The sequence below is a fragment of the Hahella ganghwensis DSM 17046 genome (assembly GCF_000376785.1).
GTDB lineage: Bacteria > Pseudomonadota > Gammaproteobacteria > Pseudomonadales > Oleiphilaceae > Hahella > Hahella ganghwensis.
The window spans coordinates 1-13,492 of the sequence record NZ_AQXX01000075.1 but is presented as its reverse complement, the minus strand read 5'-3'; the positions used below and the strand labels follow the sequence as shown (position 1 = coordinate 13,492).

The window sequence follows — 13,492 nt, the reverse complement described above, 5'->3', positions numbered from 1 at the left end:
GTGAAAGGTATGGCTGATTCCTCTTCTCAATCCATCGCCACGATGCCCCCGCTCGATGAGCCGCGCCGGGGTAATCTGAGTAAAAGCCGTATCAGAGCGGCCTGGACATTTATTACTCCGATGCTGGTTCTGCTTGCCCTGGTGGCAGGCTGGCCGCTGTTGAGGACCATCTGGTTCGGTTTTACCGATGCCAGTTTTTCTGATCTCAGCAGTATGCAGTGGATTGGCTTTGCCAACTATCTGGACTACGAAGACGGCGAATGGTACGGGCTTCTGGCCGACAGCCAATGGTGGGGAGCGGTCTGGAATACCCTTTACTTCACCGTGATTACCGTGTCTGCAGAATTGGTACTTGGAACCATTATTGCGCTGACGCTTAACGCGAATTTCGTGGGTCGTGGCATTGTCCGCGCCGCGATCCTGATCCCCTGGGCCATCCCAACCATTGTCTCCGCCAAAATGTGGGGATGGATGCTCCATGACCAGTTCGGCATCATCAATCATCTGCTGATGACCGTTGGTTTCATCGATACACCTCTGGCATGGACTGCCGATCCGGATTTATCCATGTGGGCAGTCATCATGGTGGATATTTGGAAAACCACGCCTTTTATGGCCTTGCTGATTCTGGCGGCACTACAGATGTTACCTTCAGACTGCTACGAAGCGGCGAAAGTGGATGGCATTCATCCGGTTAAGGTCTTCTTCAAGGTGACGCTTCCACTAATCACACCAGCGGTGATGGTCGCTGTTATTTTCCGTGCACTGGACGCTCTGCGGGTGTTTGATCTGATATATGTACTGACCTCCAACAGCACGGAAACCATGTCCATGTCCGTGTATGCCCGACAACAACTGGTGGAATTCCAGGATGTAGGGTACGGCTCAGCGGCATCCACAATGCTGTTCCTGATAATTGCCCTGATCACCATCGCCTATCTTTACCTGGGCCGCAAACATCTGGGAGACGACTGATCATGCAGATTCTGACGCCTCAGCAATTACGCATCAAACGTATTAAGCACATCACCACGCGCGCGGCCTTCTATGCCTTGGTCGTGGCCATTGTTCTGTTCTCGGTGTTTCCGTTTTACTACGCCATCGTGACGTCAATGCAGACCAGTAGTGAGCTTTTTGAAGTCAGCTATTGGGTTGAGCATCTTAATTGGGAAAATTATCAGGCGGTGATGGGACAATCGTCTTTTGTCAGCAGCATCGGTAACTCGATTTTGATTTCCACTCTGGTCGTTGCGATCTCCATTCTGTTCGGCCTGACTGCCGCCTATGCACTAGGCCGGGTCGACTTCAAGGGACGCGGTCCGATTCTGACAATCGTGCTCGGGGTGTCCATGTTTCCTCAGGTGGCAGTGCTTTCCGGTCTCTTTGAAGTCATCCGGGCACTGAACATCTATAACAATCCACTGGGGCTGGTATTTTCCTACACTATTTTTACCCTGCCCTTTACTGTCTGGGTTCTGACGACTTTCATGCGCCAACTACCCAAGGAATTGGAAGAGGCCGCCATTGTTGACGGTGCGACTCCCTGGGTCACCATATTTAAAGTCTTCATGCCGTTGTTGTGGCCGGCCATGGCAACAACCGGGCTTTTGGCCTTTATTGCCGCCTGGAATGAGTTTCTGTTTGCCCTGACCTTCACCCTGACCGATGACCAGCGCACAGTGCCTGTCGCCATTGCATTGATCAGCGGTGGATCCGCGTATGAACTTCCCTGGGGAATCATCATGGCAGCATCGGTCATTGTGACCGTTCCCCTGGTCGTACTGGTTTTGATTTTTCAGCGCCGGATTGTGTCCGGTCTGACCGCAGGCGCAGTCAAGGGTTAAAACACATCAGAATGCTAAAACCCGATACTAGATTAACAGCACTTTTATTTTTGGACGTTTGTTTTTGGAGAGTTAAATGACATTAAATTCCGAGTGGTGGAAAGGCGGTCTGATCTATCAGATTTACCCGCGCAGTTATATGGACAGTAACGGTGACGGCATAGGCGATCTGCCCGGCATTACCGCAAAACTGGACCATATTGCCTCACTGGGTGTGGATGCTGTCTGGTTGTCGCCGTTTTTCACTTCCCCAATGAAGGACTTTGGTTACGATGTCGCAGACTATTGTGATGTTGATCCTATGTTCGGCACATTGGAAGACTTCAAGATCATGCTAGCCCGCGCCCACGAACTCGGTCTGAAAGTGATTATCGACCAGGTCATCAGTCACAGCTCTGATCAGCATCCCTGGTTCCAGGAAAGCCGTAAAGATCGAACCAACCCTAAAGCGGACTGGTATGTATGGGCCGATCCTGCTCCTGATGGTTCTCTGCCCAACAACTGGGTCTCTATTTTCGGCGGACCCGCCTGGCAATGGGATGGACGCAGGCGTCAGTATTACCTGCATAATTTCCTGACAGAACAACCCGATCTGAACTTCCACAATCCGGAAGTCCGCAAAGCAACTCTGGACGCCTTGCGCTTCTGGCTGGATCTGGGCGTCGATGGATTCCGTCTGGATGTGGTGAATTTTTACTACCACAGCAAAGGGTTGGAGAGCAATCCACCGTCGGCTCCACTCGATTCACGGAATCCAGGGGTCAATGCCGATAACCCTTACACCTATCAGATTCATCAGTATGACATCAGTCAACCAGAAAACCTGGCTTTCCTGGAAGAGCTCCGGGCTTTGCTGGATGAATACCCTGGCTCAACCACCGTTGGTGAGATCGGCGATGCAGATCCTGTGGGTCGGATGAGAGAATATACATCCAATCAGCGACTGCACATGGCGTACAGCTTTGATCTTTTGCATGCGGAACACTCCACAGATCATATACGCAATGTCATCGCCAAAATGGAGGCCGGCATTGAAGATGGCTGGCCATGCTGGGCACTGAGTAATCATGATGTACCCAGGGTAGCCACACGCTGGGGGGCAGAGGAAGATCCACAAAAGTACCCTCTGGCTGCCATGGCCCTGTTGCTGACTATGCGCGGAAGTGTCTGTATCTATCAGGGTGAGGAATTAGGTTTACCCGAAGCCGATGTTCCCTATGAAAGATTGCAGGATCCATATGGGCTTAACTTCTGGCCAGAATTCAAAGGCCGGGATGGATGTCGCACACCAATGGTGTGGAGCAATCAGCCTCAAGGCGGCTTCTCCACCACCGAGCCTTGGTTACCAGTGAATGAAACGCATTTGGCCTATGCGGTTTCGGAGCAGGAAAAATCTGCCGACTCCACCCTGAACCGTACCCGAAAGCTGATACAGTGGCGCCAGCAGCAACCTGCCCTGGTGAAAGGAGATCTTGAGCTGTTGCCCGATACCGGTGACATCATCACTTTTGTCCGTACCCACGAACAGCAGAGCATTCTGGTAGCGATCAACCTGACCGGCAAAGCCCAGGAAATTGAACTGACAGCGCCAATCAAACGGGTGCTTGAAGAACCGGGCTTTGAATCAACCCTGCAGGACGGCCGACTGACTCTGCCTCCTTATCAGGTGTTTTTCGGCGAACTGGCCTGATGCTGAAACGTGCATTCAATGATAAGTAGCAAAGACGAATAACCGACAAAAACAAATACAGGAGATTCACTCATGGCGAGCGTTACTCTGCAAAATGTAAAAAAGTCCTTTGGACAAGTGGACATCATCAGGTCGGTTGATCTGCTGATCGCCGATGGCGAATTTGTTGTATTCGTCGGACCTTCCGGTTGTGGAAAATCCACCTTGCTACGCCTGATCGCCGGTCTGGAGGACGCCTCAGGGGGCGACATCCTGATCGACGATCATGTCGTGAATGCTCTGACTCCCAAGGAACGGGGAATCGGCATGGTATTTCAATCCTATGCCCTCTATCCCCACATGACCGTTTACGAAAATATCGCTTTCGGACTGGAACTCAATAAAGAAAGCAAAGAGACCATCGAAGAACGGGTGATGAACACAGCCCGCATCCTGCAACTGGAAAAGCTGCTCAAGCGCAAGCCCAAACAACTTTCCGGGGGGCAGCGACAGCGGGTTGCCATGGGTCGCGCCATGGCCAGGGAACCCAGCATTCTGCTATTTGACGAGCCACTATCAAACCTGGATGCAGCACTTCGAGTCCAGATGAGAGCGGAAATCAAGAAACTTCATGCGCGTCTGGGCTCGACCATGGTTTACGTGACCCATGATCAGGTGGAAGCGATGACGCTGGCAGATAAAATCGTCGTGCTCAACGGCGGCCGGGTAGAACAGGTTGGCACACCCTTTGAACTCTACGAGACGCCAGCCACCACATTTGTCGCTACTTTTATAGGTTCCCCCAAGATGAATCTGCTGACAGCTAAAATTGTGGAAACCGGAAAGCATCAAACGACTTTGCATCTCCCTCATGCGGGAGACTTGACAGTCAATGTCGACAGCAGTGAGCTACAGAAAGGTGATCAGGTACAGTTAGGTATCCGACCGGAGCATCTGAACTATGTCAGCCGCGATAAAATGACCAGTAGTGACAAAACGATCGGCACCGATAAAAATTCTGACACTTCCAATCATTCAGGTTTGCCGGTGCGTAATATCGAGTATCTTGGCAATGAATCATTTGTGTACGCCGGTGACGACTCCATGGAAGAACCTTATCTGGCCAGATTATCCGTTCCCTGCAGGTTTGTTGAAGGAGAGACCGTTCTGCTGGATATTGATCCGGTGCATACACATGTGTTCGACAGCAAAGGCAGGGCATTGGTCAGGACACAAGTCGATCAACCCTTAGCGGCCCAGAACTGACGGTCGCTGCTTCCGCAAAGATAGTGATATCACCAGAAAAAATAATAAGGTCATACTTTGAACAGCCGAAACCGAAACGTCCTGACCCTGAAAGATGTGGCGGCACGCCTGGAAGTGTCCACTGCCACCATCTCCAACGCCTTCAGCCGACCGGACCAGCTGTCTGTTGAATTGAGGGAGCGGATTCTCAAGGCCTGCCAGGAAATGGGCTATCATGGCCCAAATGCCGCTGCAAGAAGCCTGCGCACCGGCCGGACCGGTACTGTCGGCGTTGTTCTGGCCGACCGACTGAGTTACAGCGTGACCGACCCGGTTGCCAATCAGTTCCTGGAAGGTATTGCTGAAGTTCTGGACAAACAACACCACAGCATGCTGCTGCTGTCTCACGATCATCTTTTCCCTGACAGCCAGTCGCCCAGAATAGGATTTTTCGGAGACGGGCTGATTATCTACGGGCTTCAATACCAATCCCACCGCCAACTGCGTCTGCCAACCAAAAATGTGGTAACGGTGGATTGTCAGTTTGAAGGCATTACTTCGGTTCTGGTAGACAACTTCAGCGGCGCCAAGGCATCGGCGATTCATGCCTTCAGACATCAACCCGGCCGGGTGGCCATACTGGGTCTGCGGATGCTTAATACCCACAAAGTAACCCGCCTCAGAGACAATGAAGACTTTTCCGAAGTCACCCCTGTTTCCAGAGAACGCCTGAAAGGATATCAGGAAGCGGCAGCCGAATGCGGCGTTACTCTGGACAGTCACGACGTCTGGCACATACCTGAGAACGTTCACCACTATGCTTACCAGGCAGCCCGGGAAGCACTGGCCATCAGCCCCCGCCCCGACATACTGCTATGCATGAGTGACCGGATTGCCATCGCTGCGGTACAGGCAGCACAAAGACTGGGATTGAAAGTACCCGAGGACATCAAGATTGTCGGATTTGACGGTATACCGGCAGCAACAACCATGCATCCCTCGCTAACCACCGTGCATCAGCACAGCGTTGAAAAAGGCCGCAAAGCCGCTGAAATATTTCTTGGGATGCGCCCACACCAGGACATGGTTCTGACCAGTGAATTGATTATCGGTGAAAGCTGCCCCTGAGCCGCCAGGAGCTTGTGGAGGTGACTAATCAACCGGGCATCTGCTGCTTCCTATCATAGCGCCTTACAATATTCTGCTATCATGCGTTTCTTTTCATAATAATGATCAGGAACATCACTCATGTTTCAACTATTGCACTTTCAACTCGAAGACCAGATTGCCACCATTACTCTTCAGAACGGCAAAGTTAACGCCATCTCCCACGAACTGATTGCAGAGTTGCATCAGGCGCTGGATCAGGCAGAACAAGCTCAGGCGGTTGTGGTCATAACCGGGCAACCGGGCATATTTTCCGGAGGCTATGACTTGAAGGTCATGCAGTCCGGTAACGAAGCCGCGATGGCGCTGGTGACTGAAGGCTCGAAACTTTCCCGCCGCCTGCTGGCCTTCCCTACCCCGATCATTGCTGCCTGCAGTGGCCATGCCGTGGCAAAAGGCGCTTTCCTGTTATTGTCTTCAGATATCCGCATTGGCGTAGAAGGAGACTATAAAATTGGACTGAATGAAGTCGCTATTGGGATGACCATGCACTACGCCGGTATTGAACTGGCAAGTGGACGCCTTCCCGCGAGTTACTTCAACCGCTCTGTACTCTGTGCCGAGATGTTTGACCCTAAAACGGCCGTTTCCGCAGGCTTTCTTGATATGGTTGTCCCAGAAGCACAACTGGCCGCTCAGGCTCAGGGACTCGCCTCTCAGTTGGCCAAACTAAACATGAAAGCACACGCCAACACCAAGTTGAAATCACGCTCGGATTTTCTGGACTTCCTTGACGAAGCCATTGAAAAGGACCTCTCCGGCACTCTTTAACCACTTCACCTCTGGGAGGTTATCGGCCATTTTCAAGGCGACTGATTCCTCCCATTTTTGTTGACTCTCCAAGCCCCCGGTAACAGCCCTATCTGACTCATAAAACGGCTCTCCGATCAGCCTATTTTTTAGCCACCCCCTCTGGATAATACCCAGTGTTGTGCTATGAATTAATAGGTTAACTACAAAATATCACTTCGTCGGGAGTGCGCCATGAGCTTCGTCCGTACCAGCCTCCTTTATCAGTTAATTGTCGCCATTCTTATCGGATCCATGCTGACCGCCGGCGCATCTCTTTATCTGATAATGACCACCAGCTCCGAAATTAATCAGTTCAGCGAAACGGTGAAGAAGGACATTCACACTGAGCGTCAGATCACAGGCATGGTGGTTGATTTCAAAATCCAGGTTCAGGAATGGAAGAACGTTTTGCTCAGGGGATATGATTCAGGCCAAAGGGAGAAATACTGGGGACGATTCATAGAACGGGAGCAGGAGATTCAGCAAAACCTGAAGGCAACATTACCCCAGGTCACCGACCCTGAAGTCAAGTCGCTGTTACAGAAATTCCAGACTTCTCACCAGACAATGGGCCAAGCATACAGAAAAGGGTATAACGACTTTGTGAATGCCAACTTTGATTCCAAAGTCGGTGATAAAGCTGTCTCGGGTATTGACCGGGAACCAACAAAAACTTTGCAGGATGCAGCAGAAGTCTATGTCGAAAAGGCCAGTACGAATATTACGACAAGTAATGATGCACTCAATCAGGCAATTACCATTGCCAGCATCGCTTTGGGCATTGCCATCGTTCTATCTGCTTTGATTACCCTTCTTCTAACCAATGTCAGGATCGTTAAACCCACCAAGGACTTGATCGATGCCTCCCACAAACTGGGACAGGGCATGCTCATTGAGGTCCAGGTAACCAATCGACAGGATGAATTGGGAGCACTGGAAAAGGCACTGAAAAGACTGGTTGAATTTATGGGGGATGTATCCCGCAGCCTGACACTGACCTCGAGCAATTTAAGCGAGAATATCAGTATCATCAGCCGGACTACTGAAGATATCACCAATTGTTCCACTGAATCCAATAGCCGCACCACACAAGTGGCTACAGCCATGCAACAAATGACGGCTTCCGCACAACAGGTAGTTCAGAACGCCAATCATGCTGCAGAGGTGGCTCAAGAGACAGACACCATTGCCAAAGACGGCATGGAAGCCATGAAGAAAGCCAATCAAGCTATGCAGGATCTGGCCCGGCAGGTAGAGGACAGTGCCAAAACAGTGCAGGATCTGGCCGCTGATACGGAGAATGTCGGCACCGTCCTGAACGTCATCCGGGGTATTGCCGAACAAACTAATCTATTGGCTCTGAATGCTGCCATTGAAGCTGCCAGGGCGGGAGAGCAGGGTCGCGGGTTTGCCGTTGTCGCAGATGAAGTCCGTAGTCTTGCACAAAAGACTCAACTATCAACCGAAGAAATTGAGAAGATTATCGATAACGTCCAAACCGGCGCCAGGAATACGGTCAACGTAATGCAGACCAGTCAACAGATCTCTGAGGAATGCAGCCAGCATTTCAGCGAAGCCAACGAGAAATTGGGAGCCATCAGTCAGGCAATCACTCAGATGTCTGGAATGAACAGCGAAGTTGCCACGGCAGCAGAAGAGCAATTAGCAGTTTCTGAGGACATTGCGAAGAATCTTCAGGAAATCAGCGAGCTGATTGAAGAGGCAGCAAGAGGATCTGGTTCGGCTAAGGAAAAAGTCCTATCCCTGACACAGCTTTCGAACGATGCAGAAGCTTTGGCAGCACGCTTTCAATAATCGGGAACACATAAAAAAAGACCCTCTTAGCCAAAGCTAAGAGGGGTATTCACCGCCAATGAATTTAACTGTTTTCCAAGCTGTTGCGACCTCTGTGTCGCAACTCTCCCCACTCTGTGGAGATCCTGCTTCCGTCATTCCTTATCCGAGACATCGGACCTTTGGCTTATGACGAAACCAATGGAATTTCATATATAAAAATTATAGCAATCGCAGTACCAATATTTTATTTGTCATTATTTACAATAACTTAAAAACAGAAAGTAAAATTAACATCGATCAAAAATAGGAAAAAAGGCCTATAGACGGAACATGCTTTACCGTTCTGTAAAGAAAACCGACGTAGGCGATGGAGTGTACCGTCTGGAAACGATCTAAAAATATCGAAATACTCTATAAATATCATAAGGTTATATTTAATTAACTGTCATAGAAAAAAAAAATGACGCCATACCGGCAAAGAATTGACCAGTAAAAAAAAATGACAGTACAGACATAACTTTTTCTCAGCTATAAAGTATTACTGCAATATGAAATGGATTCGGGCGAATAACTGGATAAATGAGAAGAAATTGTCTTTATTTATACTATATGAGGGGAATATGAAGCTGACGAGCCTCCCCCATCAGGCGGCTTAACAAGAACAACCGGCCGGGTAGGTAGTAATGAAGAAAATCTCGTGTGCAATCTTAGTTGTCATTTGTTCATTTTTACCAGGGCTGTCCTATGCTTCAGCGTTTTGTTCAGAGCTGAATGTGACCGGCAACCCAGAGTACCCCCCACTTCTCTGACATGATCGCAAGAACCCCGCCCGCCTGATCGGGGCAGCGGTGGAGCTTCTTGAAATGGCAGTTGCAGATCAGAATATCACGATCAACTCCCAATACGTCGGCCCATGGTCCCGCTCTCAGGCAGAAGCCAGAGTCGGCAGAATTGATATGCTCACTGGCGCATTCATTACAGACGAAAGACAAACTTGGATGGACTACGTCTTGCCGCCCATGATGTATATGCCGAATGTTATTTTTGTCAAGAAAGACAAGGCGTTTCCCTTCAATGAGTGGGCAGACCTCAAAGGAAAGATTGGCGACACTCTCATTAACAACAGTTTCGGACAGGAATTCGACCTTTACGCAAAAAGAAACCTCATCATTGAAGAGGTTCGCTCAATTGAGTTTGCCTTCGAACGCCTGTTTTACTGGGGAGAACCGACTACGTCATCTATGAACTTTATCAGGGAATCGCGATTGCCGAAGCCATGGGCATTAGTACAGACATCATTTCCCTGGATAAACCTGTTGGTTCTGAAGGCCTTTACTTCACCTTATCCAAAGCAAGCAAATGCAACTCTCCTGAGTTCAAGGCATTTCTGGATGATAAGATTGCCAAGATGGTTGACGCAGGCATCCCTCAACATCTTGTCAAAAAATACACAGCCGTCTGGAAAGAGCAAGCGGCACTGCCACGTCAGGAGTAACTTTCAGCCCATTCTTGCAAATCGAGGCTGTCTTGTATCAGGGACGTCGAGTCCGGTAACAGAATACAGAAAATACTGTCCCGGACTCAGCGGCAGAGGGTGTTCCTCTTGCCTAATCTATACGCTTCAGCAAATGAATACTGAACATTTCCCCGTCTGCCAGCCACACACGGCAGGACTCCCATCCACCTAACCTAGCCAGATCCTGGAAGCTCTCAACACTATACTTGTGGGAGTTTTCAGTATGAATGGTCTCGCCCTCAATAAGCCGGAACGTATCACCATTGATTCGCACCGTCTGATCACAGCGGCTTTTCAGATGCATTTCGATACGGCTCTGCTCCTGGTTAAAACGGGCTTCGTGCTCAAATTGGTCGATATTCAGATTGGCACCTAATTCCTGTTGAAGCCTTCTTAACAGATTCAGATTGAAATCCCGGGTAACCCCCTTGGCATCATCATAAGCCGCCAGCAGAATATCTCTGTCTTTCAGGGTATCCACCCCGACCAGGAAGTAGCTCTTGGTTCCCAGGGTATCCGCAGCGTTGCGCAGAAATCGGATCGCTTCCCAGCGATCCAGATTACCGATGGTTGAGCCAGGAAAAAAGCCAAGACTGATACCCTCTTCCTCTTCCAGTGAAATCGGCACATTGAAATCCCCAACAACCGGGAGAACATCCAGACCGTGATATCGCTGCATCAGCCGGTCAGCATGAAACAGGAGGAAAGATTCCGAGACATCGATAGGCAGATATCGACGAATACTGCTGTGCCGATCAAGAAGATACTGCACCTTTTCACAGTTGCCGCTGCCAAATTCAACTATCCGGGAGATTTTCGGCAGGAAGTTGGCCAGATCACTCGCCACGCCATCCAACATTCCCAGTTCAGTTCTGGTCAGGTAATACTCTTCGAGATCACATATCTGTTCGAATAACTCCGAGCCTTTCTGGTCGTAAAAATATTTGCTTGGTATTCTTTTAGGAGTTTCTGAAAGTCCTTCTACCACATCCTGATAAAACGTCTGTTCCTGCGCACCGATCTCAACGGGCAGCATTATTTCATTCATGTTTTGCCAACCTTACCCCAGTCGCCTGCCAGCGTTGATGGGGATAGAAAAAGTTCCGATAGCTTGCCCGCAACAACTTTTCAGGAGACGTAAATGCACCTCCCTTCAATACAAACTGGCCACACATAAATTTCCCGTTATATTCGCCCAGAGCCCCCTGTAGCGGCTGAAAGCCCGGATATGCCAGATAGGGACTCTGAGTCCACTCCCAGACATTTCCATACAGATGCTGTAGAGCAGCCCCGGAATCAGGCAGGGACTTTGCGGGAAACCAAAGCCCCTGCTCCATACATCGCCCTTCAACCGGATACTCTCGAGCGGCGACTTCCCACTCCGACTCCGTGGGCAATCGAGCCCCGACCCAGCGTGCAAATGCATCCGCTTCAAAGTAGCTGATATGACAAACGCTCTCATCGGGGTTTAGAGGCATCAAGCCGTGAGGGGTATATCGAAACCACTCCCCGTCCTTCTGCTGCCAATAAAGAGGGGCTTGCCACCCTTCTCTGGACACACAGGCCCAACCATCAGACAACCATAGCTGGGAATCCTGTACCCATCATCTGACATAAACGCCAGCCACTCAAAATTCGTGACGGGTCTGGACGCAAGACAATACGGACGCAGGTATTGCTGATGAAGCGGGGTTTCACAATCGTACGCAAATTCTTCGCTCCCTCTTTCCGCTGGCATTCCCACAGACACCAGACCTCCTGCCTGCGCTACCCAGGCATGAGCGGACACTTCAGAGGAAACCTGAGGTTTGTTCAGAAGTGTTTTCCAGATAGGATCGAAACGATGAAAACTGAATCCATGCAACTGATCGGTGATCAATAGTTCCTGATGTTGCATTTCATGATGAAGGCCAAGTTCAAGCCGCTGCCAGCACTCAGACGGAAGGTTATCTCTTTCAAGTAACTCTATAAGCGACTGATCTACATGATGGCGATATTCCAGCACCTGTTCCAGAGAGGGCCTGCTTAACATTCCCCTGAAGGGGCGTGGATGGCGTTCTCCCAGAGACTCATAATAGGAATTAAAAAGAAAGAAAAACTGGTCGCTAAATCGTTGATATTCTGAATGATAGGCATCCAGAATCAAAGCTTCAAAGAACCAGGTTGTATGTCCAAGGTGCCACTTGGCAGGACTGGCATCCTCCATTGACTGCAGCATCATGTCTTCGGCTGTCAGTCCATCAGTCAAACCGAGAGTTGAGGAACGAACTTGTTTATACAGGGGAAGAAGGCGCTCTCTTGCAGTCACCATCACGAGATTCCTGGGTGTTGATTATCCATATAAACAGGAAGTGTCGAAATTTCATGAAACGCTCATGTAGAGCCAGCAGGGCTGAGCCACATAAAACGTCAACACCCCCCTGGGGTACTGCAATGGTTAATAACATAGCAGACAATTCGGGCATTTGCCTGTCGTAATTCACATTAGTACCTATTCATATTCCGCCCGCTCAGCAGAAAGTTACCAGGACTCACCTCCAAGGTATGATCGTATACTCGACGCTGATCCCAATTTCATTAAATGCTTTAGTAGTGACCCAGAAACCCACCCCATCATTATTCAGCTGCTCTGAGCCTCTCGCCATTGGGCTGTTGTATTCCTCTACCAGGTGAAAACAGCCCAATGCCAGCACCAAGCTAGCGTCCGGCAAGGTTTTGTTACACTATGTTACCAACAAGTAACTATTTGAATTAACTGATTTATTTATAACGAACAACACAGCATCACCCCACATCCCCATTGACAGGCCCCAAACGACGGGACAGAGTGAAAGCGCTTTCATATCTAACACAAGTTTAGAGTGCTGCTCCTACTGACGATACAAAAATGCAGGTAACTGGCAGTCTTGAGCAAACTGAACCTTCCCATTCAGGCCAGACTTCTGAATGGTTCAGGCTCACCGAGTTTTACCCCATTCGGTATCAGGGCCAGTTTTTGACCCGGCCTAGCTCAGCAAGTGAATGGAAGTGTTCCAAACCATAAATGCAATCGCTTTCATTACGTCGAGATCCAGTCCGAAAGGGTTGTTCGACACCTGAACTGCACAAGCAGTATTTGTGGAAAAGGCGTTTATCTGGGCGAAAAGAAGTGGTTGTTTAACCCTTTTTTTGTAAGCGTCCGGCTATCACAGGTTGACCGGACCGCTCCAGTTGTGAGGCAGTAATTCAGCAATGGCACTGTTCTTCTGCGTCGGCAGACGCGCCAGTACATCTTTCAGATAAGCATAGGGATCATGTCCGTTCAGTTTGGCCGATTGGATCAGACTCATTACTGCCGCTGCCCGCTGACCACTGCGCAGCGATCCGGCAAACAACCAGTTGGAACGACCCAGCGCCCAAGGCCGGATCTGGTTTTCCACCCAATTATTGTCGATGGGCACGGCGCCATCCTCCAGGTAGCGT

At 49.8% G+C, this 13,492-nt stretch carries 12 protein-coding genes and 1 pseudogene; 9 read left to right on the top strand and 4 right to left on the bottom strand.

All coding sequences use genetic code 11. The features are described 5' to 3' along the window. The first annotated feature begins 42 nt into the window (after positions 1 to 42). The 9 genes and pseudogenes from F566_RS0104175 to F566_RS37555 all read left to right on the top strand — a co-directional run bounded on the left by F566_RS0104175 (position 43) and on the right by F566_RS37555 (position 10,009). Positions 43 to 975 (top strand): carbohydrate ABC transporter permease, encoded by a 933-nt coding sequence (locus F566_RS0104175; protein WP_051085264.1) that lies wholly within the window; start codon positions 43 to 45, stop codon positions 973 to 975. A gap of 2 nt (positions 976 to 977) precedes the next feature. Further along, the gene (locus F566_RS0104170; RefSeq protein ID WP_020405717.1) at positions 978 to 1,844 is read left to right on the top strand and encodes a carbohydrate ABC transporter permease; all 867 of its coding nucleotides are present in this window, start codon (positions 978 to 980) and stop codon (positions 1,842 to 1,844) included. 76 nt (positions 1,845 to 1,920) lie between these two features. Continuing rightward, on the top strand, positions 1,921 to 3,534 hold the full coding sequence (locus tag F566_RS0104165; protein ID WP_020405716.1) for an alpha-glucosidase family protein: 1,614 nt from the start codon (positions 1,921 to 1,923) through the stop codon (positions 3,532 to 3,534). A gap of 72 nt (positions 3,535 to 3,606) precedes the next feature. Next, positions 3,607 to 4,779, top strand: coding sequence for an ABC transporter ATP-binding protein (locus tag F566_RS0104160; RefSeq protein WP_020405715.1), 1,173 nt, complete (start codon positions 3,607 to 3,609; stop codon positions 4,777 to 4,779). Between the two features lie 57 nt (positions 4,780 to 4,836). Beyond that, on the top strand, positions 4,837 to 5,886 hold the full coding sequence (locus tag F566_RS0104155; RefSeq protein WP_020405714.1) for a LacI family DNA-binding transcriptional regulator: 1,050 nt from the start codon (positions 4,837 to 4,839) through the stop codon (positions 5,884 to 5,886). Positions 5,887 to 6,006: 120 nt separating this feature from the next. After that, complete coding sequence (locus F566_RS0104150) at positions 6,007 to 6,696, top strand: crotonase/enoyl-CoA hydratase family protein (RefSeq protein WP_020405713.1); 690 nt, start codon at positions 6,007 to 6,009, stop codon at positions 6,694 to 6,696. A gap of 213 nt (positions 6,697 to 6,909) precedes the next feature. Beyond that, on the top strand, positions 6,910 to 8,532 hold the full coding sequence (locus F566_RS0104145) for a methyl-accepting chemotaxis protein (protein WP_020405712.1): 1,623 nt from the start codon (positions 6,910 to 6,912) through the stop codon (positions 8,530 to 8,532). Between the two features lie 815 nt (positions 8,533 to 9,347). Beyond that, positions 9,348 to 9,614 (top strand): annotated as a pseudogene (locus F566_RS38145) (transporter substrate-binding domain-containing protein); the annotation flags it as partial. A 176-nt stretch (positions 9,615 to 9,790) separates the two neighbouring features. Continuing rightward, on the top strand, positions 9,791 to 10,009 hold the full coding sequence (locus F566_RS37555; RefSeq protein WP_020405711.1) for a hypothetical protein: 219 nt from the start codon (positions 9,791 to 9,793) through the stop codon (positions 10,007 to 10,009). Between the two features lie 112 nt (positions 10,010 to 10,121). On the opposite strand, the gene egtD is transcribed toward F566_RS37555, so the two are convergent. The 4 genes from egtD to F566_RS0104120 form a co-directional block, all read right to left on the bottom strand. Further along, positions 10,122 to 11,078 carry an L-histidine N(alpha)-methyltransferase gene (egtD, locus tag F566_RS0104135; RefSeq protein WP_020405710.1) on the bottom strand — a complete coding sequence of 319 codons (957 nt, stop codon included), beginning with the start codon at positions 11,076 to 11,078 and terminating at the stop codon, positions 10,122 to 10,124. After that, positions 11,071 to 11,508 (bottom strand): SUMF1/EgtB/PvdO family nonheme iron enzyme, encoded by a 438-nt coding sequence (locus F566_RS37890; protein ID WP_281169099.1) that lies wholly within the window; start codon positions 11,506 to 11,508, stop codon positions 11,071 to 11,073. The genes egtD and F566_RS37890 overlap by 8 nt, the downstream gene beginning before the upstream one ends. Then, positions 11,508 to 12,341, bottom strand: coding sequence for a DinB family protein (locus tag F566_RS37885; protein ID WP_211210583.1), 834 nt, complete (start codon positions 12,339 to 12,341; stop codon positions 11,508 to 11,510). Before F566_RS37885 ends, F566_RS37890 begins: the two co-directional genes overlap by 1 nt. Before the next feature lie 874 nt (positions 12,342 to 13,215). Further along, a partial coding sequence (locus tag F566_RS0104120) for a transposase domain-containing protein (protein WP_020405708.1) occupies positions 13,216 to 13,492 on the bottom strand: 277 nt, incomplete at its 5' end.